General features: G+C 36.1%; 24 protein-coding genes and 1 pseudogene. 17 read left to right on the forward strand and 8 right to left on the reverse strand.

The genetic code is table 11. The features are described 5' to 3' along the window. The first annotated feature begins 6 nt into the window (after window positions 1-6). From ppsA to E0F89_RS05135, 17 genes are all read left to right on the forward strand, one after another. Window positions 7-2,427 carry a phosphoenolpyruvate synthase gene (ppsA, locus tag E0F89_RS05065; RefSeq protein WP_131908768.1) on the forward strand — a complete coding sequence of 807 codons (2,421 nt, stop codon included), beginning with the start codon at window positions 7-9 and terminating at the stop codon, window positions 2,425-2,427. A gap of 13 nt (window positions 2,428-2,440) precedes the next feature. Next, window positions 2,441-3,196, forward strand: coding sequence for an SDR family oxidoreductase (locus E0F89_RS05070; protein WP_131908769.1), 756 nt, complete (start codon window positions 2,441-2,443; stop codon window positions 3,194-3,196). A 41-nt stretch (window positions 3,197-3,237) separates the two neighbouring features. After that, window positions 3,238-3,687 carry an OsmC family protein gene (locus tag E0F89_RS05075; protein WP_131908770.1) on the forward strand — a complete coding sequence of 150 codons (450 nt, stop codon included), beginning with the start codon at window positions 3,238-3,240 and terminating at the stop codon, window positions 3,685-3,687. Window positions 3,688-3,691: 4 nt separating this feature from the next. Next, the gene (gene acsA / locus E0F89_RS05080) at window positions 3,692-5,425 is read left to right on the forward strand and encodes an acetate--CoA ligase (protein WP_131908771.1); all 1,734 of its coding nucleotides are present in this window, start codon (window positions 3,692-3,694) and stop codon (window positions 5,423-5,425) included. Window positions 5,426-5,512: 87 nt separating this feature from the next. After that, window positions 5,513-7,030, forward strand: coding sequence for a trypsin-like peptidase domain-containing protein (locus E0F89_RS05085; RefSeq protein ID WP_131908772.1), 1,518 nt, complete (start codon window positions 5,513-5,515; stop codon window positions 7,028-7,030). A 24-nt stretch (window positions 7,031-7,054) separates the two neighbouring features. Further along, entirely contained in the window at window positions 7,055-8,044 is a 990-nt protein-coding gene (gene pdhA, locus E0F89_RS05090; RefSeq protein ID WP_207915780.1) for a pyruvate dehydrogenase (acetyl-transferring) E1 component subunit alpha, read from the forward strand. A gap of 124 nt (window positions 8,045-8,168) precedes the next feature. After that, window positions 8,169-8,492 carry a DUF5655 domain-containing protein gene (locus E0F89_RS17295; protein WP_243699475.1) on the forward strand — a complete coding sequence of 108 codons (324 nt, stop codon included), beginning with the start codon at window positions 8,169-8,171 and terminating at the stop codon, window positions 8,490-8,492. A 12-nt stretch (window positions 8,493-8,504) separates the two neighbouring features. Beyond that, entirely contained in the window at window positions 8,505-8,765 is a 261-nt protein-coding gene (locus E0F89_RS05095; RefSeq protein WP_131908773.1) for a zinc ribbon domain-containing protein, read from the forward strand. Between the two features lie 24 nt (window positions 8,766-8,789). Beyond that, window positions 8,790-9,788: an alpha-ketoacid dehydrogenase subunit beta gene (locus E0F89_RS05100; RefSeq protein ID WP_131908774.1), complete on the forward strand. Its 999-nt coding sequence runs from the start codon at window positions 8,790-8,792 to the stop codon at window positions 9,786-9,788. Then, window positions 9,781-10,983, forward strand: a complete 1,203-nt coding sequence (locus tag E0F89_RS05105) for a dihydrolipoamide acetyltransferase family protein (protein WP_131908775.1) — start codon at window positions 9,781-9,783, stop codon at window positions 10,981-10,983. The genes E0F89_RS05100 and E0F89_RS05105 overlap by 8 nt, the downstream gene beginning before the upstream one ends. Then, the gene (locus E0F89_RS05110; protein ID WP_131908776.1) at window positions 10,980-11,225 is read left to right on the forward strand and encodes an acyl carrier protein; all 246 of its coding nucleotides are present in this window, start codon (window positions 10,980-10,982) and stop codon (window positions 11,223-11,225) included. Before E0F89_RS05105 ends, E0F89_RS05110 begins: the two co-directional genes overlap by 4 nt. A 24-nt stretch (window positions 11,226-11,249) precedes the next feature. After that, a complete protein-coding gene (locus E0F89_RS05115) occupies window positions 11,250-11,630 on the forward strand; it encodes a DUF2784 domain-containing protein (RefSeq protein WP_131908777.1) in 381 nt (126 codons plus the stop codon). Window positions 11,631-11,898: 268 nt separating this feature from the next. Beyond that, on the forward strand, window positions 11,899-12,888 hold the full coding sequence (locus E0F89_RS05120; RefSeq protein ID WP_131908778.1) for a 2-hydroxyacid dehydrogenase: 990 nt from the start codon (window positions 11,899-11,901) through the stop codon (window positions 12,886-12,888). A 95-nt stretch (window positions 12,889-12,983) separates the two neighbouring features. Beyond that, window positions 12,984-14,087, forward strand: a complete 1,104-nt coding sequence (locus tag E0F89_RS05125) for a site-2 protease family protein (RefSeq protein WP_131908779.1) — start codon at window positions 12,984-12,986, stop codon at window positions 14,085-14,087. Beyond that, the gene (locus tag E0F89_RS05130; protein WP_165929980.1) at window positions 14,074-15,228 is read left to right on the forward strand and encodes a phospholipase D-like domain-containing protein; all 1,155 of its coding nucleotides are present in this window, start codon (window positions 14,074-14,076) and stop codon (window positions 15,226-15,228) included. Before E0F89_RS05125 ends, E0F89_RS05130 begins: the two co-directional genes overlap by 14 nt. 199 nt (window positions 15,229-15,427) lie before the next feature. Next, the gene (locus tag E0F89_RS17430; protein ID WP_262709515.1) at window positions 15,428-15,553 is read left to right on the forward strand and encodes a hypothetical protein; all 126 of its coding nucleotides are present in this window, start codon (window positions 15,428-15,430) and stop codon (window positions 15,551-15,553) included. Window positions 15,554-15,738: 185 nt separating this feature from the next. Then, a complete protein-coding gene (locus E0F89_RS05135; protein WP_131908781.1) occupies window positions 15,739-16,800 on the forward strand; it encodes a reverse transcriptase domain-containing protein in 1,062 nt (353 codons plus the stop codon). Between the two features lie 209 nt (window positions 16,801-17,009). Here E0F89_RS05135 and E0F89_RS05140 read toward each other — a convergent pair whose 3' ends face one another. The 8 genes and pseudogenes from E0F89_RS05140 to E0F89_RS05175 all read right to left on the reverse strand — a co-directional run bounded on the left by E0F89_RS05140 (window position 17,010) and on the right by E0F89_RS05175 (window position 24,626). Next, window positions 17,010-17,297, reverse strand: coding sequence for a sugar transferase (locus E0F89_RS05140; RefSeq protein WP_262709525.1), 288 nt, complete (start codon window positions 17,295-17,297; stop codon window positions 17,010-17,012). A 94-nt stretch (window positions 17,298-17,391) separates the two neighbouring features. Beyond that, the gene (locus tag E0F89_RS05145; protein WP_131908783.1) at window positions 17,392-18,135 is read right to left on the reverse strand and encodes a glycosyltransferase family 2 protein; all 744 of its coding nucleotides are present in this window, start codon (window positions 18,133-18,135) and stop codon (window positions 17,392-17,394) included. Between the two features lie 279 nt (window positions 18,136-18,414). Next, window positions 18,415-19,251, reverse strand: a complete 837-nt coding sequence (locus E0F89_RS05150; RefSeq protein WP_131908784.1) for a glycosyltransferase family 2 protein — start codon at window positions 19,249-19,251, stop codon at window positions 18,415-18,417. 443 nt (window positions 19,252-19,694) lie between these two features. Then, a pseudogene (locus E0F89_RS17525) lies at window positions 19,695-19,859 on the reverse strand (antibiotic acetyltransferase); the annotation flags it as partial. Between the two features lie 289 nt (window positions 19,860-20,148). After that, the gene (locus tag E0F89_RS05160; RefSeq protein WP_131908785.1) at window positions 20,149-21,255 is read right to left on the reverse strand and encodes a glycosyltransferase; all 1,107 of its coding nucleotides are present in this window, start codon (window positions 21,253-21,255) and stop codon (window positions 20,149-20,151) included. A 338-nt stretch (window positions 21,256-21,593) separates the two neighbouring features. After that, on the reverse strand, window positions 21,594-22,739 hold the full coding sequence (locus tag E0F89_RS05165; protein WP_131908786.1) for a glycosyltransferase family 4 protein: 1,146 nt from the start codon (window positions 22,737-22,739) through the stop codon (window positions 21,594-21,596). Window positions 22,740-22,818: 79 nt separating this feature from the next. Next, on the reverse strand, window positions 22,819-23,775 hold the full coding sequence (locus E0F89_RS05170; protein ID WP_165929981.1) for a glycosyltransferase: 957 nt from the start codon (window positions 23,773-23,775) through the stop codon (window positions 22,819-22,821). Next, complete coding sequence (locus E0F89_RS05175) at window positions 23,772-24,626, reverse strand: alpha-1,2-fucosyltransferase (protein WP_131908788.1); 855 nt, start codon at window positions 24,624-24,626, stop codon at window positions 23,772-23,774. The genes E0F89_RS05170 and E0F89_RS05175 overlap by 4 nt, the downstream gene beginning before the upstream one ends. Window positions 24,627-24,726: the final 100 nt, after the last annotated feature.

Here is a 24,726-nt window from a genome sequence, read left to right on the forward strand (position 1 = left end):
TACGAAATGGCAAATTACAAACACATCCTGTTTTTCGACCAGATTGGCATCGAGGCCATTGGTCAAGTTGGCGGCAAGAATGCCTCTCTCGGCGAAATGTACAATGAACTCAATCCAATAGGCATCGGCATTCCCAATGGTTTTGCTGTTACCGCCGAAGCCTACAGGCTATTCCGTAAAGAAAATAATCTGAATAAACCTCTCGAGGATTTGTTGCTGTCACTGGATACAAAACAGTTTTCTAATCTTTCTTTCATTGGAGAAACAGCTAGAAATCTTATTTTAACAGCAACTATTCCAGAGGAAATCCGAGATGAAATAAAAGTCGCTTACCAGTCGCTCAGCGATCAATGCGGCAGCAGCAATCTGGATGTTGCCGTACGAAGCAGCGCTACTTCGGAGGATTTACCAACCGCAAGTTTTGCAGGCAGAATGGAATCTTTTTTGAACATTAACGGAGATCAGCAGTTGCTCGTAGCTATTCGCAGATGCTACGCTTCCTTATTTACCGACCGTGCCATAAAATACCGTTACGATATGGATTTTGCTAAATTAGATATTGCCATTTCCGTTGGCGTACAGCAAATGGTGCGAAGCGATAAAGCATCCTCCGGAGTGGCCTTTACCATTGATCCGGACAGCGGGTTCGAAAATACGGTTATCATCAATGGTTGTTGGGGATTAGGAGAAAATATTGTCCAAGGTACCATTACTCCCGATGAATGGATGGTTTTCAAGCCCACTTTGGAAAATCCAGATTTGAATCCAATTCTAAAAAAACAGTGCGGGAGAAAAGAGTTCACGATGATCTATGCCGATAAATCGGAAAGTACCTCAGCCGAAAATACTATTGTTAACGTTGATACACCCACTGAAAAACAAATTCAATTTTCGCTAAACGATAAAGAAGTCATCCAACTGTCACAATGGTGTTATAAAATCGAAAAACATTATAACAAAGCAATGGATATCGAATGGGCAAAAGACGGTTTGAATAACCAATTGTACATTGTTCAGGCACGTCCCGAAACCGTTCAAGGAAAAGCAAATAAGAAAGTCCGCGAAATTTATAAACTCACAGCAAAAAGCACACTTTTGACTAAAGGAATTGCCCTTGGCGATAAGATTGCTTCCGGAAAAGCCAGAATTCTGAACAACCCTCAGGAAGGCTATTTACTGCAAAATGGTGAAATCATAGTCACCGATTTAACCAATCCGGATTGGGATCCCATCATGAAAAGAGCTTCGGCAATCATTACTAATAAAGGCGGACGCACCAGTCATGCCGCCATTGTAGCCCGAGAACTAGGAACCGTTGCGGTGGTAGGTTGCGGTGATGCTACTTCGGTGATAAAAAACGGTCAGGAAATTACGGTGTCCTGCGCAGAAGGAAAAGAAGGAAATATCTATGACGGGAAATTGAAATGGGAAATTACAGAACAGGATTTCAGCACACTCAAAATGCCCCAGACAGACCCGATGCTGATTCTTGCCGATCCGGAAAGAGCTTTTGAATTAAGTCATTATCCAAATCAGGGCGTGGGTTTGATGCGAATGGAATTTGCGATTTCGAATACCATCAAAATTCATCCGCTGGCTTTGTGCGAACCTGAAAAAATAACCGATGAAAAAATCGTTGCTGAGATAGCAACGTTAACCAAAGGCTATGATGATCCCAAAAATTATTTCATTGATAAACTAGCCGAAGCTGTATCTATTGTTGCCGCCGCTTTTTATCCAAAAGATGTGATTGTACGAATGAGTGATTTTAAAAGTAATGAATATGCCAACCTGATTGGCGGAAAATATTATGAACCCAATGAGGAAAACCCTATGCTTGGTTTCCGCGGTGCTTCACGTTATTACAGTGATTTTTACCGAAAAGGTTTCGCTTTAGAATGTGAAGCCATGAAAAAGGTACGTAACGAAATGGGTCTTCTCAATGTTAAATTGATGATTCCCTTTTGCAGAACCGTCGAAGAAGGAGAAAATGTCCTTAATGAAATGGCCAAAAACGGATTAGTGCAAGGCATCAACGGATTACAGGTATATGTGATGATTGAAATTCCAAGCAATGTATTGATGGCCGATGAATTCGCAAAACTTTTTGATGGATTTTCTATCGGTTCCAATGATTTAACGCAGCTCACCTTAGGTTTGGATCGGGACTCTGAATTAGTAAGTTATTTGTTTGATGAAGAAAATCCGGCCGTAAAATATTTAATTAAAGAAACGATTCGGGTCGCCAAACGTTTTGAAATAAAAGTGGGATTGTGCGGACAGGCACCGAGCGACATTCCACAATTTGCCAATTTTTTGGTCAACGAAGGAATTGACAGTATTTCATTTAATCCCGATGCTTTGATAAAAGGAATCGAGAATATTTTGGAAGCGGAAAAGAAAACAAAAAGAAAAATTCTAACGTAAAAAAAATACAATTATGGAAACAGCATTCAAAAATAAAGTGGCTATTGTAACCGGAGGTTCCTCTGGAATTGGGAAAGCCACGGCACTTGCTTTCGCCAAAAAAGGAGCCAAGGTCGCCGTTGTGGATTGGATTGAAAACAATGAAACGGTAAACCTCATCAAAGAAATGGGCAGTGAGGCTATTTTTATCAAATGCGATGTTTCCAAAACCGCAGACGTAAAAACGATGGTAGAAAAAACCATTGCTGCCTTCGGTCGATTAGATTATGCGTTCAATAATGCCGGAATTGAAGGAACACGAGCAAATACATTTGATTGTACAGAAGAAAATTGGGATAAAACCATTGGCATAAATCTCAAAGGAATCTGGCTCTGCATGAAATATGAAATTCCCGAAATATTGAAACAAGGCAACGGAGCTATAGTCAATTGCTCTTCAGTAGCCGGACTGATTGGTTTTGCCGGATTACCCGCTTATGTGGCATCTAAACATGGTGTTATCGGATTAACAAAAACAGCTGCTTTAGAATACGCTACACTCGGAATCCGTGTAAACGTTGTTTGTCCCGGCGTCATACAAACGCCAATGATTGACCGACTTACCGGAAAAACGAAAGAAGCAATTGAACAATTTAAAGGTTTAGAACCGCTGGGACGTTTTGGTCAGCCCGAAGAAATAGCCAATTCCGTGGTTTGGATGTGTTCCGATGAAGCTTCCTTCGTTACCGGACACGCGATGGCCGTGGATGGTGGTTTTGTGGCTCAATAATAATTTTACTACTTCATATTCAAACTAAAAACTCAATAAAAATGCATACTTACGAAGTAAATTTAAAATGGACAGGCACCAGAAAAGGGCTTTTAAGTTCCCCTGTTTTGCCCCAAAATATTGAGGTCGCCACACCTCCAGAATTTCCTAAAGGAATTGCAGGAATCTGGTCCCCCGAACATTTATTTGCAGCATCGATAAATAGCTGTCTGATGACAACTTTTATATCAATTGCCGAGAACTCAAAATTTGAATTTTCAAGCTTTGAAAGCAAATCCATTTGCAATGTCGACCTGATTGATGGCAAATACGCAGTAACCGAAATCATCTTACAACCAAAAGTCGTCATCCACTTTTCACAAAAACCAGAAAAGGCAGTACGTCTTTTGGAGATGAGCGAAAAGGCCTGTTTGATTTCCAGCGCAGTTAAAACAACCATTCGATTAGAACCCGAAATAATTGTTGAGCAGAGTCTTATCCCTAAAGAGTAACGATATGATTTCCATCAAAAATAAAATACAACACCATCTATTGGATTATAAAAAAGTTATGGCTTCTTTTTCATGGGAAAATACTGCTAAGGAATTAAGCGGACTTGCTGAGGGAAAAGGATTAAACATCGCTCACGAAGCGATTGATCGTCATGCAAACGGTCATCTCAAAGATACCGTAGCGCTTCGCTTTATTCGAAAAGACAGCAGTTTTGAGGACTTCACTTATGCTGAAATGCAAAAACAAACCTCAAAATTCGCCAATGTCCTCCAGAATTTGGGCATCCAAAAAGGGGAACGCGTTTTCTCGCTGGCAAGAAGAATTCCAGAGCTATACATTACCGCTTTGGGAACGTTGAAATATACTGCAGTATTTTGTCCGTTATTTTCTGTCTTTGGCCCTGAGCCTGTTTTTCAAAGACTCAGCAGGGGCGATGCATCGGTTTTAATAACCACATCCGCTTTATATGAAAAGACCGTAAAGCAATTAGTGGAACGACTTCCTTCGCTTCGTTACATCATTCTCACCGATGTGAGTGAGCCTGTTTCAGAGAAAATATTGTCTTTTTCAAAACTTATGGAAGAGGCAAAAGATAATTTTATCATTGCGGAAACGCATCCGGAAGATGCAGCACTGCTCCATTTCACCAGTGGCACTACAGGAATGCCAAAAGGGGTGTTACATGTGCATCAGGCTGCACTTACGCATTATATAACGGGCAAGTATGTACTCGATTTTCACGAAAGGGATATCTATTGGTGTACCGCCGATCCGGGTTGGGTAACGGGCACATCGTATGGAATTATTGCTCCTTTAATCAATGGTGTCACCTGCATTGTTGATGAAGCAGAATTTGATGCTTCCCGATGGTATTCGCTTCTTGAAACACATAAAATAAACATTTGGTACACCGCTCCCACTGCTATAAGACGATTGATGCGGATGGATATAAAGCCAAAAAACACGTATAATCTCGAAAATCTTCGATTGATACTCAGTGTTGGCGAACCACTTCATGCCGAAGCCGTGATTTGGGGACAGGAAAATTTTGGTATCCCAATTTTAGACAATTGGTGGCAAACTGAAACGGGCGGTATTATGATTGCAAATTATCCGTCGATGGTCGTAAAACCCGGTTCGATGGGAAAACCATTACCGGGAGTAGAAATTGCCATTGCAGCAATAAATGACGACCAACTGACACTTATCACACAACCTGAAATTCAAGGACATTTGGTTCTGAAAAAAGGATTTCCATCGCTTTTTCGGGAATATATCCATGAAGAAGAACGGTATAAAAAATGTTTTATTGGCGATTGGTACCTCAGCGGAGACCTGGCCAAAATAGATGCCGATGGTTATTTTTGGTTTATCGGTCGGGCCGATGATATCATCAAAACTTCGGGTCATATGGTGGGGCCTTTTGAAGTGGAAAGCACTTTGATGCGACATCCGGCAGTGGCTGAAGCAGCGGTGATTGGTAAACCGGAACCCACTATTGGGGAAATGGTAAAAGCCTTTGTCGTATTAAAAACCGGAAAGGAAGCGAATGAAGATACCAAAATGGCGATCATGGGTTTTGCACGGAAAGAAATGGGTCCAGCTGTTGCTCCTAAAGAAATTGAATTTGTGGAAAGTATACCCAAAACCCGAAGCGGAAAAATTTTAAGACGATTATTAAAAGCCCGTGAACTCGGATTGCCGGAAGGAGATCTTTCTACATTGGAACAAAACTAAAAATAATTTAAAGCTTATCAAATCTGGTAACTTAAAGCAAGATATAAGTGAGACGTTATACTAATTTTTATTAAATCAGTTTCAGTCATGATGACAATTAAGAAAACGGGTCCCAAAAGTCGACAAATTTATTTGTTTGTCCTCTTTCTGCTATTTCAGGGATGTCACGCTCAGGATAAGAAAGATGAAAAAGACATTGCTGCGATTCAGAAAAGTGCAATTCCTATCTCTGCTAAGGCCTCTTACACTGGCAATGTAGATTTCAAATTAGCCGCCAAAATAGCGACACCCGGAGTGGTGCATATTAAATGCACTTTTAAACCACAGACGCAGCAGTACCAAGATGGCGATGATTTTCATAATATGCCTGATCCTTTAAAAGATTTTTTTAAAGACGATCCTTTTTTCAGACAGTTTAAATTTCGAATTCCCCAATCTCCGCAATATGATTCCGAGCCTTTCATCGGAAGCGGATCCGGAGTGATACTGACTCCCGACGGCTATATTATCACCAACAACCACATGGTAAAAGATGCCGATGAGATTAATATCACTCTGTTTGATGGCCGTTCCTATCGCGGTAAAGTAATCGGTAATGATCCGCAGACCGATCTGGCGCTCCTTAAGATTGATGAAAAAAACCTCTCCTTTATTATGTATGGCAACAGTGACAGCATAGAAGTTGGAGAATGGGTCGTAGCCGTGGGAAATCCATTTAATCTGGCGTCAACAGTGACTGCCGGAATTGTAAGTGCCAAAGCCCGAAATATAAATATTTTAAGAGAACAGGGAGCCATTGAATCCTTCATACAAACCGATGCCGCCGCCAATCCGGGTAACAGCGGCGGCGCTTTGGTGACCTTAGATGGAAAACTCATCGGAATCAATACCGCAATAGCAACACCTACTGGGGTTTATGCGGGTTATGCTTTTGCAATCCCTGCTGAGATTGTAAAAAAAGTGGCCAATGATCTGATGAATTTTGGATCGGTTCAGAGAGGTGTTTTAGGAATCATTATCCGTGACATGAACAGCACCATTGCAAAGGAGATCAATATTGACCGTGCCAACGGGGTTTATGTTGACAGCGTTACGGCTACCGGAGCCGCAAAAGAAGCCGGCATTAAAGCCAAAGATGTAATCATCAGCATTGATAATATGGAAACCGTAACAGCTTCAAAATTGCAGGAGATTGTCATGCGAAAACGCCCGGGAGATAAAATAAAAATTACGCTGATTAGAAACGGTAAAGAGAAAAAAGAACTTACTGCCACACTCAAAATACAACAGGAAAGTCCTAAAATCATAAAAAGTACAAGAACCGATTTACTCAAGGATCTGGGCATTGAACTCGTTGCAATTAGCATGGAAGATCAAAAAAATTACAAAGTCAGAAACGGAGTAAAAGTCACCAAACTTTATGATGGAAAACTCAAAAAATATACCGCTATACGAGAAGGGTTTGTAATTACATCCGTAAACAACAGGGCGGTGTCGACCGTTCAATCTTTCCTGGAGACAGTTGAAGCACAACAAGGTGGGATAATGCTCGAAGGAAAATATGCCGGTGACCCAACTTATTATTACTATGCCTTTGGAATGTAAAACAACTTTAAAAAATAAAACGATATGTTACCATTAGTCACAATGCAGAAACCCATGGATGCGAAAAAAGGATTGCTCCTTTTGTATCAAATGCTGCTCATTCGACGGTTTGAAGAAAAAGCAGCAGAGCAATACACCAAAGCCAAAATCAGGGGTTTTTTGCATTTATATATTGGTGAAGAAGCGGTCGCTGTTGGCGTAATTCAAGCGTTAACTGATGAAGACAATGTGTTAAGCACCTACCGCGAACATGGTCATGCGTTGGCTCGCGGCATTGACCCAGATGTTATCATGGCGGAAATGTATGGAAAAGTGGAAGGCTGCAGCCGAGGTCGGGGCGGTTCCATGCATTTGTTTGATGCATCAAAAAAATTTTATGGTGGTAACGCTATTGTAGCTAGCCATCTTCCGATAGCTGTTGGAATGGCATTGGCGTCCAAAAAACAGAAAAAAACAAATATTACCTGTTGTTTTTTTGGTGAAGGAGCCGCCGCTGAAGGAGAATTTCACGAAGCGATGAATCTGGCAGCACTTTGGAAAGTTCCCGTTTTATTTGTTTGTGAAAACAATCTGTATGCCATGGGAACACCCATAGAATACTCTCATTCCGTAACCGAACTGGAAAAAAAAGGCGCGGCTTATGGAATTGAAGCTGCTGCAGTGGACGGAATGGATTTATTGGCTGTGATGCAAGCCGCCAATTCAGCTGTAGAAAAAGTAAGAATTAGTGGTAAGCCCTACTTATTGGTTTGCAACACCTATCGTTTTCGTGCCCACTCGATGTTTGATGCCGAGTTATACCGCGACAAAAATGAAGTCGAGGAATGGAAAAAACGGGATCCGATTCCGCAATTCGAGCAGTTTCTTTTGCAACAGCAATGGATTACGGATCAGGAAATCGCTGCTTTTGAGGATAAAATTGAAGCAAAAATTGAAAAAGCAGTAGCATTTGCGGAAGCAGGAACCTGGGAACCTTTAAACCAACTAACCAAATTTGTTTACAGTGAGAAATAAAACCGACATAATAGAACTATAGGAATGTCCAAAATGAGGACGTCAATTTGAAAAAATAAATCAAAGTCATTCCTGCAAGCAATATCCAATAGAACAACATTTTATAGAGAAAAGCAATGGAGAATTGTTATATAAAAAATTAAAATTTTCGCTCGAAAAGATATTCGATCGTTTTAAAATTGAATCGCTTGAATGTTGCATTCATTTTGTCAGCACTTTCACTTTTGCAGCTGTCAAAGTATTCAAAGACAAAATTAGTATCGATTTCAGTTTAAATCATAAAGTTATAAATAAACGAATCAAACAAATTACTCCAATGTCAAAAAACCGTTTCCTCCATTGTATTGATGTTTTCACGGATGAGGAAATTAATGAGGAATTGGTAGGCTGGATTCGAGATGTACATGATAAAAATAAGTCTGAAAGCAAATCAATTGAACCCTATTAAAATAGGAAAAAAATGGAAAATAAAATTTTATGTCAAAGTTGCGGTTTGCCACTTGATACCGAAGCTTTAAAAGGCACTGAGAAAAATGGCTTAAAAAGTATTGATTATTGCAAGTATTGCTACGAAGACGGAGCTTTCAAACATCCAAAAATGACTTTGACTGAAATGAAAAACAACGTGGAAAACCAAATGAAAAAATTGGATCTTCAAGAAAATGTTATTCATGAAGCTATCAACATTTTACCGCTATTAAAACGCTGGAAAGAAAGCTAATCATTTAAATAATCGATTCAAACCATGGAAAAGAATAACGATAAAATTACCATCACCTATCGTGAGGCCCTCCGGCAAGGAATTCGTGATGCGTTACAAAATGACGAACGCGTTTTTTTGATGGGCGAAGATGTGGGCCGTTATGGTGGTGCTTTTGCTGTGAGTAAAGGATTGTTACAGGAATTTGGAGCCGATCGCATCATGGATGTACCGCTTTCCGAATCAGGCTTTGTAGGTGCCGGAATTGGCGCTGCTATGACCGGAATGAAGCCGATTGTTGAGGTAATGACCATAAATTTTGGATTACTCCCGATGGATCAGATAATTAATAATGCAGCAACCCTGCAGCATATGTCCGGCGGACAATTACAGATTCCTATCGTTATAAGAATGGGCTGCGGCATTGGACGGCAACTGGCCGCACAACATTCTCATAGTTGGGAACCCTTTTATGCCCATGTCCCGGGATTAATTGTTTTATCGGTAGGTACGCATGAAGATGCCAGAGGGATGTTGCGCACTGCGCTTCAAAGCCCGGATCCGGTTGTTATTTTTGAATATACCTCGATGCTTAACTTGGAAAAAGAAATTCCAGAAAATTCAGCTGCCGTAAACATTACCGAAGCCAAAGTATTAAGAACCGGAAAAGACCTTTCGATTATTACTTATGGAACAGGTGTTTATAAATGTCTGGAGGCTGCAGCCGAATTAGCCACCGTCGGTATTGATGCAGAAGTTATTGATTTGCGGGTTTTACGCCCCTTAGATGAAAAAACGTTTCTTGCATCAGTTGCTAAAACGCATCGGGTTCTCGTTGTGGAAGATGCCTGGCGTTCGATAAGTATTTCATCAGAGATCAGCGCTCGAATTATGGAAAAGGTATTTTATGATCTGGATGCGCCAGTACAGCGGTTGTGCGGTGTCGAGGTCCCTATTCCCTACCCTTTGCATTTGGAAGAAGCATCAGTTCCGCAAAAAAACGATATTATAAATGCAGTAAAAAAAATGATACGCCATGATTGAATTTTTAATGCCGAGTCTGGGAGCTGATATGGAAGCGGGTACTTTAATCGAATGGAAGAAAAAACCAGGCGATACGGTCAAACGCGGCGATATTATTGCCGAAGTGGAAACGCAAAAAGGACTCATTGAAATTGAAGTTTTTGACGAAGGAATCATCGGAGAATTGCTGATTCCCGAAGGCGCCAAAGTGCCCGTAGGAACTGCACTGGCATTAATTAACCCGAGTGGAATTGCTTCAGAACCAGAAGAAGAAGAAAAGATTCCGGAGAAAAAACCAGTTGCATTACAACCGACAGAAGAACGGATATTGGAACCCATTTCCTTAGAAAAAACAGAAGAAATTCATACTAAAGCCTCTCCATTTGCCAAAAGAATTGCTTTCGAAAACCAAATTGACCTGTCGCTAATAAAAGGAACCGGACCCGAGGGCGCCATTACCAAAGAGGATGTAGAAAAGACTCTAGCACAAAGAGATATAACTGAAAAAGAAAAGACTCAGGAAGTAGCTGTTGCACCAGAAAAACCTGGCACCGTTGCTGAATCGATTCGTACTGCTGTAGCAGCTGCGATGAGCAAATCGAACAGGGAAATTCCGCATTATTATCTCGGAAAAAGAATAGATATGACAAATGCACTAACCTGGCTGAAAGAGGTAAACAGTAAAAGAACGGTAAAAGAACGGCTACTTCCTGTTGTTCTGCTGATAAAAGCAACCGCGCAATCATTAACTGAATTTCCGGATTTGAATGCGATTTGGGACGATGGTTTGCAGCAAAAAAAAGACATCAATATTGGCTTTGTGGTTTCACTACGCAGCGGCGGAATAATTGTTCCCGCCATACATCAGGCCAGTTTAAAAAATGTTGATGAAATTATGGAGGCCCTCAATGATATTATCCCCAGAGCAAGAGCTTTGAAGTTACGCAGTTCGGAATTAAGTGATTCCACTGTAACAATAACAAATATAGGTGACGGCGGAGCTGATACGATTTTTGGAGTTATCTATCCTCCCCAGGTTGCGATAATTGGTTTTGGAAGTATTTCGGAACAGCCGTTTGCGCAGGACGGCATGTTAGGAATTCGCTCTTCAATTTTCGTAACACTGGCAGGTGATCATCGCGCTACCGACGGACTTACTGGCAGTGGGTTTTTAGTTTCACTGAACAAATATTTACAAAATCCAGAATCATTATGAATGAACAAGAAATTAAAAAAACTATTTTTCAATTGCTGAAGCGGATTGCTCCTGATACAGAACCTTCGGAATTGAAAGCAGATGAAAATATTCGGGAAACTCTCGCTATTGATTCTTTTGATACGTTGCAATTCATCGTCGCCTTGAATGAGCAATTAGGAATAGATATTCCGGAAGAGGATTATGGAAAAATCAATACATTAGAAGCCCTAGTATCATATATTTCCCGTAAAAAAAAATAGCATCGCCGTGATATCAGCATTATTATGAATAAATTTATATTGCATTTTATCGATTATTTTTTCATTGTGTTTCATATCGTTCTCATCTTATTCAATGTTTTTGGCTGGATTATTCCACGATGGCGATGTGCAAATTTAATCACTTTGTCACTAACCGCTTTTTCGTGGTTTGTATTGGGAATATGGTACGGCTTTGGCTATTGCCCACTGACTGATTGGCATTGGAAAATACGGCGGCTTATGGGCTATTCCGATGAAAGTAATTCCTATATTCATTTTTTGATACTGAAAACAACTGGAATTAATTTTTCTGAAAATTTAGTTGATATTTCAACGGTTATTGTCTTTTTTACCGCATTTGCCATAAGCATTTATTTTGCCGTAAGGACAAGAACAGGGAATTAAAACCGAACTAAATTATGCATCCGGAAATGTACGAATAGTACCATTTTGCCAAATAGTATTGGGGCAAAAAGCACTTTAAAAATTTAATAACCATTTTTGACTTTCACATTCAAAAAATACATTTATATAATTATTTTGCTTTAAAATAATGTAACTTTACATAGCTATCTTTTAGATAAATATTATACAATTTATTGATTTTCAGTTTCTTGTATTTTATTATTGGTCCATATTTGCTTTTATTTACTGATCTTAAAAAACATTAATAATGAAAGTATTAGTCTATAGTCTCTTTAATTTTGAAAAGCCATTTTTGGAAAAAGCCGCCCATGGGAATCACGAATTGGTTTTTACAGAAATGACCTTGAATGAAAACACTGTAGATCTGGCTAACGGATTTGATGCCGTATCACTTTTCACTTCTGATTATGCTTCAGACATCGTTTTGCAAAAACTCTATGCCTGCGGTGTAAAATATATTGCCCTTCGTTCAGCGGGTTACGACCAGGTTGATTTACCAAGAGCTAAATCCTTAGCGATGAAAGTGGCAAACGTGCCATCCTATTCCCCTTACGCCACGGCTGAACATGCTGTAGCTTTATTATTGGCCTTAAACAGAAAACTAATTTTAGGCCAGACCTTAATGCAAATTGGCGATTATCGATTAGATCATCTGGTGGGTTTTGATTTGCACGGAAAAAAAATAGGTGTTGTGGGAACGGGTAAAATTGGAGCTGCTTTCGCGCGAATTATACATGGTTTTGGCTGTGAAATTTTGGCCTTTGACATTGAAGAGAACAAGGAACTAATGAGCGAAATCCCTGTTGTATATGCATCACTCGAGGAGGTCTGTAAAAATTCAGATGTGTTATCCATTCATTGTCCGCTTATCGAAACGACAAAAGCAATGTTTAACAAAACTACTTTTTCCCTCATGAAAAAAGGAATGTTTTTTATTAATACCGCCCGAGGAGAAATTGTAAATACAGAAGATTTAGTAGCAGCTGTAGAGGACAAAACGCTGGCTGCAGTTGGTCTGGACGTTTATGAAAAAGAAAGACAGATATTTTTTCTGGATCACACCGATTCTTCGATCAATGATGCCTTATTTCTCAAGCTCCGCTCCTATCCAAATGTTATGATTACCGGTCATCAGGGCTTTTTGACTAAAGAGGCATTAGGACAAATTGCACATCACACGATTGCAAACCTAAACGCTTGGGCCTACAATGGTATTTCTGAAAATGAAGTGAAATAATACGATTTTCATAATGCTTTTTAAACGAATCTACATGTATATTTAGTAACATATTTTTTAACACACTGTGATTAATAGGATTAAAATCTGACAAGATGAAAGGATCATTTAAACTCGCAAAAATAGCAGGAATTGGTATATTTATTCATTGGACCTTCTCCTTACTCATACTATTTATCATTTTCATTAATTACAAAGCTCAGCATAATATCAACCAGATAATATGGTCTGTTGTATTTATTTTAGCTGTATTTGTTACTATCATTTTACATGAACTAGGTCATGCTTTAGCAGCTAAAAATTTTAATATTGCTACGAAGGACATCACCCTTTTACCTATTGGCGGGATAGCGCGTCTGGAAAAGATTCCTGAAGAGCCTTTCGAAGAATTAATAGTCGCTTCTGCCGGACCTCTGGTCAATATCACACTGGCGTTTATTACGGGAATTTTTATCACGTTTCCTCAAACTACTGAGCAAATGATGAATGAATTATCTAAAGGAGTAAACGCGGATAATTTTTTTCTTAACTTCTTTTTGATTAATTTTTGGCTGGCCTTTTTTAATTTAATTCCAGCATTTCCCATGGACGGAGGCAGAATTTTAAGAGCACTGTTATCGTTTAAATTGCAAAGACATGTGGCCACGAGAATTTCGGCCCGTATTGGTCAGTTTCTGGCAATGCTTTTTATTATTTTTGGTTTTTTCATCTCCCCTTTTTTGATTTTTATCGGTGTTTTTGTTATTATCGGCGCACAGGTTGAAGCTGATTATACCGAGTCAAAATTCATGTTGAAAGGTTTTAAAATCAAGGATGTGGTCATGAAAAACTATCAGACAATTGATTTAAATGAAACAATTAAAACGGCAGTTGGCTTATTGCTGGACAGTCAAAATAAGAATTTTCTAATTCTGGAAAATGGTATTCCAGTTGGAACGCTTAATCGCGACCAAATTATAAAAGGACTTTCGACAGCAGGGGAAAAGGAATTAATTCATCATGTAATGGACAGGAATTTGACTTATCTCGATAGCGATTCCTTACTGGAAAATGTTTTTGAGTTACTCGAACTCAATAAATCAAGATTAATGCTGGTTATGGAGAATAATGAACTTGCCGGCACATTAGATATAGAAAATCTGATGGAATTCATTTTGATTCATGAAGTTAAAATAGATGCAACGCATGTCAAAAACTAAAAATGACTTTACGACCGCTAAAAATCTGGAACTTGTTAACAGTGGCGAAGATTTTTTTTCCAGATTAGAAGCTATTATTTGTGGTTCTCAATTTGAAATCCATCTTCAGATGTACCTTTTTGACAATGATGCAACAGGTAGGCGAATTATAAAGGCATTGAAAGAATCAGCTGCTAAAAATGTTTCCATTTATATTCTTTTAGATGGATTAGGATCTCTCACATTTCCGGCTGAAACGATCAAAGAACTGCGGCAGTGTGGCATAAATATTCGGTTTTTTGCACCGTTGTTTTCATCATACACTTTTTATCTTGGCAGACGATTACATCGAAAAGTTGTAGTCTCCGATGGTAAAACTGCATTAATTGGTGGCATAAATATAGCTGACAAATATCATGGTACAAGGCATGAAGCACCTTGGCTCGATTATGCGATTCAAGTCAACGGTGAAATCGCAAAAAGCCTCCGAGAGCTCTGCAATGTCACTTATTTCAAAAAAAGACGACCCAATAATAAAAAAACCGAATCAGAATTTCAGATGCAAGGAGATGCAAGTGTCCGCATCCTCCAGAATGATTGGTTAAAAGGAAAAAATGAAATTTGTGACGCGTATATTAAATCAATTCGGACTGCCAAAAAAGAAATCATTATCGTAGGCAGTTATTTTCTGCCGGGTATTCGAATTATACGCGCTCTCAGAAAAGCATCCAAAAATAAAGTGGAAATAAAATTAATACTATCCGGCAAATCAGACCTTCCGCTGACCCGTCGCGCTACATGCTTTCTCTACGGAAAATTGCTGAGTTACAAGATTGAATTGTACGAATGGGAACAATCGATTCTGCATGGGAAGACTGCTGTAATAGACGGATGCTGGACTACAGTAGGCTCATTTAATTTGAATAATCTGAGCTCTTATGGAAGTATTGAAATGAATTTGGAAATCGATTCAGTAACTTTCTCTGCAATGTACCGAGCACAACTGATTAAAATTATTGGTCAATGCGAGAGAATTACTCCGGAACTGCTGCAAAATAAAACCAATATATTGACAAAACTGATCAATATCCTGTCATACTTAATCACGCGAATTATAGAAATTATTGTCACTTACACTCCCTATAAACGTTTCTATAATTAATAAAATCATAGCATTTTACGCTCTGAAATTAAACCTAAAATCTGCTGTAAAAGTTTCAACGAATTGGAATTTAAGTTAAAAAAAAATAGTTCAATAATATTGATAATAAAATATTTTTAATTAACTTTATGATGGTTTTTAGTTTGTCAAAACACTTATAATGTGATACTTATAAAATACAAATCAATACTTTAAAATAATGGAAACCCACAAAATAAAAGCTAAAAAGAAAGAGGATTGGATTCGGAAGGACATAGAGCGTAAAATTCCAAAACTGGATAAAAAAACACTATTTATTCCAAATCAGGATGAATTATTCTTCTAACCCATTTTCTAGAAATAAATTTGTTTACGTTAGAATCGGAGCCGTGAGTCACTGCTCTGTAATTGAATGTTCTTTCAAGCACCAGGTTTAAAAGATTCTCCGCAGAGCTCCGAACTTTTAAACCTGTATTCTTAATTGGGGATAGGGACAAAATAGTCCCTACCCCATTAATGACTTTAAAAGCAATGGATTTTCCGCACTACACCTGTGTTTTCACACGAGAAGCTTCAAAACTTGGATATTCTCCAAAAAATATCCAACGCTGTTTGGAATACGCTGAAGTTTTATTCTCTCATGGGGTCCCAGTACTTTACAATCCATCACAATTCGCGTTGCTTGTGGGTTACAAAAAGGAATACTTGCAGAAAGCAGCATTATATCCTAACTATTTTTATCGCAACTTTCACATTACAAAAAAAAACGGATCAAAACGACTTATTTCTGAACCGCTGCCCAGCTTGAAAGAAATACAACTTTGGATTCTCAGAAACATCCTTTATAAAGTACCAGTCAGTGCTTTTGCAAAAGCGTATAAACCCACCGTAAGTATTCTAGAAAATCTGAAATTCCATAAAAAGCAACCGAAAGTTTTTACTTTGGATGTAGAAAATTTCTTTCCATCGATCAAATATGACTCCATACAAAAAGTTTTTCTACAGTTGGGCTATTCAAAAATGATGTCAAGACTTTTAACCCGATTGTGTAGTTGTAACGGTGCTTTGCCACAAGGTGCCTGCACGAGTCCTTATCTTTCTAATTTAATTTTTAAGGAAGCTGATGCCGCTATTTCCAATTTTTGTATGCAACGAAAAATAAGATATACCAGATATGCGGATGACCTTACCTTTTCAGGAGATTTTGATGAAAATGAATTGCTAAAACATGTCACTGAAATTATTGAAAGACAAAATTTTCGCATCAATGGAAACAAAACAAAATTGATGACACCCAATTCACGCCAGGAGGTGACCGGAATAATTGTCAATGAAAAGCCCCAAGTTGTGTTTCATAAACGCAACGATTTGCGACAAGCGCTTTATTATATTAAGAAATTTGGTTTTGAGGAACATCTTGAATACAAAGAAATTAACCATAGGAATTACCTGGAGCATTTATTGGGAAAAATAAATTTCGTGTTGCAAATAAATCCCAGAGATATGGAATTTATATCTTACAAATCTTTCCTAATTGACCTAAAAAAGAAGAAGGATTTAAAAATGACAACGGTATTTCCATTGCTAATGTGAAATATTATATTGACTCTACTATCATATTTGAAAATACCCTTTTACCCTAAAAATTGCGTATGAGCCACAACACTGGCGTCAATATCCATAAAAAAAAGGATTCCACTTTATTTAAAAAGTGGAATCCCTATATTTTAACAATCACGCGATTGAGCGTTTATTTATTTCAAAGCTGTCGCCACCAATAAATTATTCCCACAGAAATGAAATTAGTGTTTTACGTCATGACGTCCGACAACTTTTGTAAAAATGAGGATGCAAATTTTCAAGTCAAACAGAAAAGATTTTCTTTTTAAGTATTCCACTTCATACGCCACTTTTTCCTCGATTGAAATTTCATCTCTGCCGTTGACTTGTGCCCAACCGCTAATACCCGGTTTTAGTGTATGCACATTATCTGCGACACGCAATGCCATAAGGTCCTCCTGATTATACAAGGCTGGTCGCGGGCCGAAAAAAACCATTTCTCCTTTTATTATAGTAATCAACTTTTTGATACTGTCTACAAAGTTTCCGTATTATAACTTTTATTTTAGCCGGATCAACCAGTAGATTAGGATCTTAACAAAACATTAATAAAGCTGTTTTTAATTATTTTTTTAGAAAACCAATTATTTTCCAAAAGAACCGCATTTTTATTTTAAATGGTAAAAAAGCGATGCCGTTCATTGCTAATGCTTTTTGAATTTCTTTTGTAATAAGCATGTAAGAAGTAGCTCCCGAACTGCTCAATCCTCCAACTAACATTGCGGTGGTCGTTATACCTGAATATTTCCAACTTATTTTTTTTTTGAGAAAAAAACGAGTGATAAGTTCATAATCTGCACCTATCGTAAATCCAAGTTCGTAAACTCCGAATTTATCAAATAGTTCCTTTTTGAAGAAAATTGAAGGATGTGGCGGCATAAATCCAATTCTAAGTTTATCCGGATTCCAAAATTTTGATGAATAAGTGCGAATAACTTTGCCTTCTTTGTTGTGTTGCACTACTGTACCTATGGATGCATCCGTTTTGTTTTTTGAATGAAAAGCGGCAACTTCTGTGATAACATTATCTGAATAGAATGTATCATCTGCATTCAGAATTCCAATTATATCACCTGTAGCCATAGCAATACCTTTATTCATGGCATCGTATAGGCCTCTATCGGACTCTGAAATCCAATTAGAAATTTTATCCTGATGCTTTTGAATTATCGATATCGTATCATCTTTGGAAAGACCATCAACGATGATAAATTCAATGTTTTTATAGGTTTGACCAGCAACGGAAAGAATTGTCTTTTCAAGAGTGGCGGCACTATTGTAACATACGGTAATGATGGATATTCTCAAAAATTTGTATTTAAATTAAAAAAAAATATGTTTTCCTTAAAACATATTTAAGGTAACCTATTGTGTTTATCGAACTGTCTCCTAATTGAATCCTATTTTCACTTTTATATTTTTTCTTGAGCCAACGTATGATTAAGTTGTCTTTACTTAAGATTATCCCATAGAAGAGGCATAAAATAAAATTAGATTTGGTTTCTCAAATCAATTATTGATTTTGCCAGTCCATGCATTGAAAACTCGTTAGCATTTATTAGATTGACCACACTTATAAAATCCACTTTACGACTGTAACTCAATTATTTTTGTTTTTATCTGAAAAAAGTACTGTGATTTATATTTTGCAAAATAAAATCCTTCTTTCCCATCGAGAAAGCCGAATTTAAAAAAATAAGTTGCTATAAAATATACGATCGGTAGAAGTCCTATTTTCATTAGTTTATATTTTAACTTCTGACGAGACGTAAGCAATCCATAATTACTGCTATTCAAACTTACATATCGATTAGCTTCCCATGAAGAATAAGCATTGTGTCTTGCTATATAATGCTCAAGACCTTTATAATCATTATGTATTATGGGACTTTTGATAAAACCAATTTTTCCAGATATTATTGGATGTTCATGAATTTCCATATCTAAATGACTCCAAGAGCCCTCCTTTATTTGCTCGTATTCTCCACTACCTACCTTAAAAAGAGGCATTTTTTTCATTTTATCGCCATAATTTAATTTCTTTTTCATAAAATAATTTTCATACATTATAGTAAAACCTGAATACTCATCAGCTATTATTTTATTTCTCAACTCTTCAAGAAAATCTTTGGTAACAAACTCATCAGCGTCCAAAAATAAAACCCATTCATTTCTCATTTCTACATTACGCAGCACCCAATTTCTTTTTTTAGGAAATTTACCATTCCAATCAAATTGTACGAATTGAAAACCAAAATCTTTTACAATTTCAGGAGTCCTGTCTGTACTTTTAGAATCAACCACAATAACTTCTGAAAAATCCTTTAATCTCCCTAGGCATTCCGGTAAATTTTTTTCCTCATTCTTAACCGGAACAATTACAGTTACTGGAATTTTACTTAAATTATTAAAATCTATTCTCATATTTTTATTTTAAAAAAATCTGTTTTTTAAGCATATTGTGGCGCTGTCACAGCGACTGTATAAAGTTAAACTTTTTGGTACTGCTTCTTACTACACAAAACTACTGCCCCATCTTGTGGTAACCATCGTTATTATGCTATAATTTGTAAACGACAGCGGCTAATATGTCCAATAAGAACCAGCGTATAAATTTACAGATTTGGAAACTACATAAGAATGTAAAAAGTCGAACATCCATGATATTTTGAAAATTTTAAAGGCTTTCATATAATTATCGAGACCATACTGTCATCATGAGGTTTTTAGCTCAGCGCACTGCGTAATTACGATACATCTATTTTTGTATTCTCCATTTTCCGGGGCAATAACTTAAAATCGAATCCGGCATCTTGATATGTTTTGTTTAACATTTCCTCGTGCTTAATTCGGTCCTGATCATTTTGAAATCTGTCTTTTATTTTCTTTGCAGGAATACCTCCATAAACCGAATAAGCTTCAACATCTTTTGTCACTACAGAACCTAAAGCTATTATTGCTCCATTTCCAATTTTTACACCTGTCGCAATTTTGACAAAAGCTCCTACCCAAACATCTTTACCAATTACAGTTGAATTCAATTTGGCACGACCTGAAAATATTATTGGTCGACCTGCCATATCATAAACGTGATCCCCACCTACGATAGATACATCATTAGCCAACATTGTATAATTACCAATACTAACTTTTGGATAAATTAAAGATCTAGGTCCAATATAAGAAAAAGCTCCTGCAATTAAATCTGAAGATATAGAACAACCACGACCCATATAAAAGGTTTTGTGAACATATTTTAGATTCAGTTTCCATCGAAGAAATGACATTCTCGTTAACCTAAATAATTCTCTTATTTTATATTTAATCATTTGTTAAAACTCTTTTAATTACTTCCAGTTGAAAACGAGGATTATATTTTTCGTCAATGATTTGAAAACAGTCGAGCCGCGTTTTTTCTCTCTCCTTTGATTCAGAAAACCAAGCTTTAATTTTGTTTGCTAAATCAGTTTCGTTGTCTTTAATAAAAAAAGTTCCCGAAACATTTTCATTTATCGCTTCAAATTCGGGCATCTGACTTGAAAAATCAGAATGTGTTATTACTGGTGTTCCGTATACTAATGAATGCATTGCGGTAAGTCCAACATTTCCCGGTGAAATACAAATTGCTGCATTATAAATTAACTCACCAATTTTTTCTTCATCATAGCAGGAGCCATAAAACCAAACACTATTATTCATGCTTTTCGTTTTTTCTCTCAGTCTTTCATCTTCAGTCCCAGTTCCGACAAAGACCAAATTGATTAAAATTCCATCTTCCTTTAAATACTTAAAGGCATTTATCAACTGTTCTAATTTTTTCCCTCTACTTAATCTACCAATAAAAATCAATATCGGATAATCGTTTTTAAAATAATTGGAATAAATATCAGTTTTATGCAATTTTTCTCTAACTGAGAGCTGATTACTATAATTTAATGAATTGTATATCACATGAAGATTTTCTGCTCTAAAACCCTCTTTAATCATCAGTTTTTTTGCATAATCTCCATACAAAAATAAACCATCACTCAAATTAAAAAATACTTTCTTAACTACTTTTTTTATAAAACTTTCATTTCCATACCAACCATGAGTCCACAAGTAAATTTTTTTATTAGAAAATTTACTTAACAACAACATACACCATGTTGAAAGGCAATAATATTCTCCCAAAATCACATATTGAGTGTAATTCTTAAAAAAAAGAGAAACGGCTCCTCTTTGCCAATAAATCGTCGAAAATAATTTAACGTTTGTAAGTTCACGTTTAAAATTTGAAAGAAGGGTGTAATCCATTTTTTTAATACCGTCCATCTTGTTACCAAAATAAAAATCGACTTCCAATTCTTTATCTAAAAGCGTAAATATAGCAGTTCTATAATGCTGTGCAAAATTGTATATAAGACCGATTTTATTAAAAGTTTTCATTTTTAATCAATAATATACTGTTTAAATTAAAATACATTTCTGCAATTAATCTGATTACTCTATTAATCAATAATTAATTATTTCAAGATTGAACATTCTCTTTTTCGACGATACTAACTTAATTCCTTTAAATGTTATTATTTAAAACAGCCACAGTACTTTTTTTGTGAAATAAAGCAGAACAAAAAATGTATTGAAAACCATTTTTTAATCAAATATTTCTTATTCTCGTTACAATTTTAATTTGAAAATCACTTGACTGACGAAAAATTATAATCAAAAACAAATTACACACAACCGGATAAACAGAAATATGTTTATAATCTATCGTTTATTTTCTATTTGAAATTTTTATTAAAAGGTCCACTATCGAACTTAATTCTCTCTTTTCTATTTAAAATAATATCACAAATTTTGACAAATCGTTTTGCGGCTTCTTGCGGAGACCAAATTTCTTTTATGCATTTTTGACCCTTAAATTGAATTTGCGTTCTTAGTTTTTCATCAACAATTAATTGATGTATTATTTTACTCAATGCTTTCCAGTCACCGGATTTAAACACAAATCCATTTACACCATCTTCGATAATAGCTTTACCAGCACCTGAATCTACGGAAGCAATAACCGCACAAGCTTCAGACATTGCCTCATTGACAACTGCTCCCCACCCCTCATATCCGCTGCTTGGCAGCACATAGATATCAGAACTTCCCATCATTTCTCTTATAACTTCAATTTTTTGAGAAGGTACAATACTGTACATTTCTTGTGGTAAAATCTCTTTGGCTAAAATTTGCAATTTTTCTTTTTCTTCTCCATCGCCCACTAATGTCAAGTGACAATCAGGATGTTTTTTAATTACCTCGCTAAAAGCTCTTATTAATACATCTACTCTTTTCCAAGGCAGCATTCTCCCACACCATAAAATAGAGATAGTGCTGGTAGGTCTTGACATTAATGTTGTTGATGTAACAGCTGTAAAATATCCAAAATTCCATATTCTTTCCTTAAATTTAGAAATGAACAGAATATCGTTCGCTGCATGACCTCCCTGTGCTAAATAATGAAAATTAGGATTTTTTGATAATTTCCTGATTTCCAGTGCGTATTTAATATATTTTGGAAATAGCAATCTCCATCTTCCGATCTTCGGTTTCCACCATCGTTCTGAAAAGTAGAATGTCAATTTATTGTTTTTTACTCGTTGACTGGCCTTTTCAAAGAAAGTCCTATTACTGAACAGAACGACATCAGCCTGATCAAACCATTTTTCAAATTCAATGCTGTTTTCCTCGTTTTCGTATACTTTAATTGCCCAAGGCTGATCCTCATCCTCAGCATTAAATCCCATATTAACTCTAAATTTTTCCGCAGGTTCAAGTATTGCATATTTAAAATTATCAATTCCAACCTGAGATACTAATGCATTGGCTAGAGGAATCATATGGTGATATATATTGTCAGAAATATATAAAATTTTCATAATTTTTTTTTAATGAGCATCAAAAATATTGCGTCGTAATTGAAAATGGAACTTTCAATCCTGTTTAAACAACTCTGCTTCATTTTACAAATCGTTTTAACAATCGATAAATAAAAACTGAATGTTTAGGAAAAATAACAAACAAAATTCTTTCTATTCGATATTTTAAAATAGTACCTGAGTCTAAATATTTAAACATCCATTTATTAAAATAGAATTCTTTGTTCAGCTTAACCCTGGTAACTCCATCCATTACCAGTGAATTGTGTAACGCATTAGTTAATGCCAACCAAATCACATTATGAAAAATATACTTTTCCGTTTTTTTTACATTTTTTTTCTCAAATGCAATAAGATTTAAAGCAATCTTGATATAATCAAAAGATTTTTTCGGATTAATACTTGCAGTTATCGAATCTGGCCGTTTGTAAAAAAAATAAAATTGTTTGTTATAAACCACTAATTTTTTAGCAAAATATAGCATCCTTGGAATAAACTCAAAATCCTCATGAAAAATTCCGGGTTCAAAAAAAAGATTGTTTTCTGATAAAAATTCCTTTTTATAAATATAAAACTGTGCTGGAACAATATACGAATTGTGAAGTAAATCAATACCTGAATTTGTTACAGCTGAAGTTGGAAAAATCTTTTTATTTTTTGAAGTATCGTCGTAGGCATTAACATATCCCATAGCTAGAACATCAATATCAGTCAATTTTTCTGTAATACTCTGCAGACAATTTGTTTCAATCCAATCATCGGAATCAATAAACCAAATATATTCACCTTGAGCTAATTCTAAACCTCTATTACGTACTACACTTAATCCGGCGTTGGTTTGAGAAAAAACAGTTATATTTTCATGGCCTGCGGCAATAGCCTTTACTATTTCGAAACTATTATCGGTAGACCCATCATTAATAATAATGATTTCATAATCGGTTTTATTCAGATTTTGATCAATGCAGGATTGAATACATTTAGCAACGTATTTTTCTACATTGTATACCGGAATGATTAAAGATAGTTTTTTCATTCGTTCAGTACTGAAATTTTGATCCATTCACTTAATGCAATAGTTTTATCGGAATCTAACATCCATCTATCTGGCGAGATTACGATCTTATTTGTATTGTTATTCAAATATGCTCCCCACCAACTGAATGTACTGTTTGAAATAATGTTATGTTTCGCTTTCGACATTAAAAAAACATACCAAAAACTATTTATTTTTTCGTTTTTAACAAATATCGTACCCTTTGGTAGCTTTAGATTATTTCTAACCCAATCCAAATCATCTGAAAACACGAAAAAGACAGGGTCTTCAACGTTAGTTTGAATATAATTTACAGCCTTTAAATAATAGTTAACATTGCAAACCGCATACCTGTCCATGTACAGCGGCGAAAAATAGTCTCCACGTCTGATATGCAAAGCGACTGAATTACTTTTTTCAATTTCTGAAATATAATTTTCGATCAATACAGGCATTTTATCTACTGTATCCAAAAAAAAATCTCTGTTTTTTATTTTAGAAACATAATAGTCCGTTTGCCAGTAGCCGTCAAAATAATAATCTTTAGCCTTATCCAGTGCTGTTTTATTAAATACTACTTTATCATTTATATATTTAGTACGACGACTAATTTTAAAGAAAAAAAGTTTTATCCTGTGAGCAACTCCTAAATAATTTGTAAACAGTCTTGCTTCATTAACTGTATTAAAATTAGATTCTAAAATAGTAATTTCTATTTCTCGGGAATCATCAAATTTAAAGCCATTTGAATCAAATTGTACTTCCTGATCGTACTTTTCCTTAAGATATTGCGCAAAAAAATATTGAAAGAGTTGGTTTCCCAAACCACTGGACAGGCGAACTGTTATCATAAATCAATTTTTATTTTTACAAAGTATTATGAAATATTGAGTCATTATTTTATTTTATCTAATTTTTCTACAAATAATTTTCAAACGCTGTTTTCTTAAA

Origin of the sequence: Flavobacterium caseinilyticum (assembly GCF_004349085.1) — a bacterium.
Lineage (GTDB): Bacteria > Bacteroidota > Bacteroidia > Flavobacteriales > Flavobacteriaceae > Flavobacterium > Flavobacterium caseinilyticum.

Excerpts from the sequence above, each read along its gene's own strand:
- ppsA (WP_131908768.1), top strand. The coding sequence starts at position 7 with ATGGCAAATTACAAACACATCCTGTTTTTCGACCAGATTGGCATCGAG.
- E0F89_RS05070 (WP_131908769.1), top strand. The coding sequence starts at position 2,441 with ATGGAAACAGCATTCAAAAATAAAGTGGCTATTGTAACCGGAGGTTCC.
- E0F89_RS05075 (WP_131908770.1), top strand. The coding sequence starts at position 3,238 with ATGCATACTTACGAAGTAAATTTAAAATGGACAGGCACCAGAAAAGGG.
- acsA (WP_131908771.1), top strand. The coding sequence starts at position 3,692 with ATGATTTCCATCAAAAATAAAATACAACACCATCTATTGGATTATAAA.
- E0F89_RS05085 (WP_131908772.1), top strand. The coding sequence starts at position 5,513 with ATGATGACAATTAAGAAAACGGGTCCCAAAAGTCGACAAATTTATTTG.
- pdhA (WP_207915780.1), top strand. The coding sequence starts at position 7,055 with ATGTTACCATTAGTCACAATGCAGAAACCCATGGATGCGAAAAAAGGA.
- E0F89_RS05095 (WP_131908773.1), top strand. The coding sequence starts at position 8,505 with ATGGAAAATAAAATTTTATGTCAAAGTTGCGGTTTGCCACTTGATACC.
- E0F89_RS05100 (WP_131908774.1), top strand. The coding sequence starts at position 8,790 with ATGGAAAAGAATAACGATAAAATTACCATCACCTATCGTGAGGCCCTC.
- E0F89_RS05105 (WP_131908775.1), top strand. The coding sequence starts at position 9,781 with ATGATTGAATTTTTAATGCCGAGTCTGGGAGCTGATATGGAAGCGGGT.
- E0F89_RS05110 (WP_131908776.1), top strand. The coding sequence starts at position 10,980 with ATGAATGAACAAGAAATTAAAAAAACTATTTTTCAATTGCTGAAGCGG.
- E0F89_RS05115 (WP_131908777.1), top strand. The coding sequence starts at position 11,250 with ATGAATAAATTTATATTGCATTTTATCGATTATTTTTTCATTGTGTTT.
- E0F89_RS05120 (WP_131908778.1), top strand. The coding sequence starts at position 11,899 with ATGAAAGTATTAGTCTATAGTCTCTTTAATTTTGAAAAGCCATTTTTG.
- E0F89_RS05125 (WP_131908779.1), top strand. The coding sequence starts at position 12,984 with ATGAAAGGATCATTTAAACTCGCAAAAATAGCAGGAATTGGTATATTT.
- E0F89_RS05130 (WP_165929980.1), top strand. The coding sequence starts at position 14,074 with ATGTCAAAAACTAAAAATGACTTTACGACCGCTAAAAATCTGGAACTT.
- E0F89_RS17430 (WP_262709515.1), top strand. The coding sequence starts at position 15,428 with ATGGAAACCCACAAAATAAAAGCTAAAAAGAAAGAGGATTGGATTCGG.
- E0F89_RS05135 (WP_131908781.1), top strand. The coding sequence starts at position 15,739 with ATGGATTTTCCGCACTACACCTGTGTTTTCACACGAGAAGCTTCAAAA.
- E0F89_RS05150 (WP_131908784.1), bottom strand. The coding sequence starts at position 19,251 with ATGAGAATAGATTTTAATAATTTAAGTAAAATTCCAGTAACTGTAATT.
- E0F89_RS05160 (WP_131908785.1), bottom strand. The coding sequence starts at position 21,255 with ATGAAAACTTTTAATAAAATCGGTCTTATATACAATTTTGCACAGCAT.
- E0F89_RS05165 (WP_131908786.1), bottom strand. The coding sequence starts at position 22,739 with ATGAAAATTTTATATATTTCTGACAATATATATCACCATATGATTCCT.
- E0F89_RS05170 (WP_165929981.1), bottom strand. The coding sequence starts at position 23,775 with ATGAAAAAACTATCTTTAATCATTCCGGTATACAATGTAGAAAAATAC.
- E0F89_RS05175 (WP_131908788.1), bottom strand. The coding sequence starts at position 24,626 with ATGATAACAGTTCGCCTGTCCAGTGGTTTGGGAAACCAACTCTTTCAA.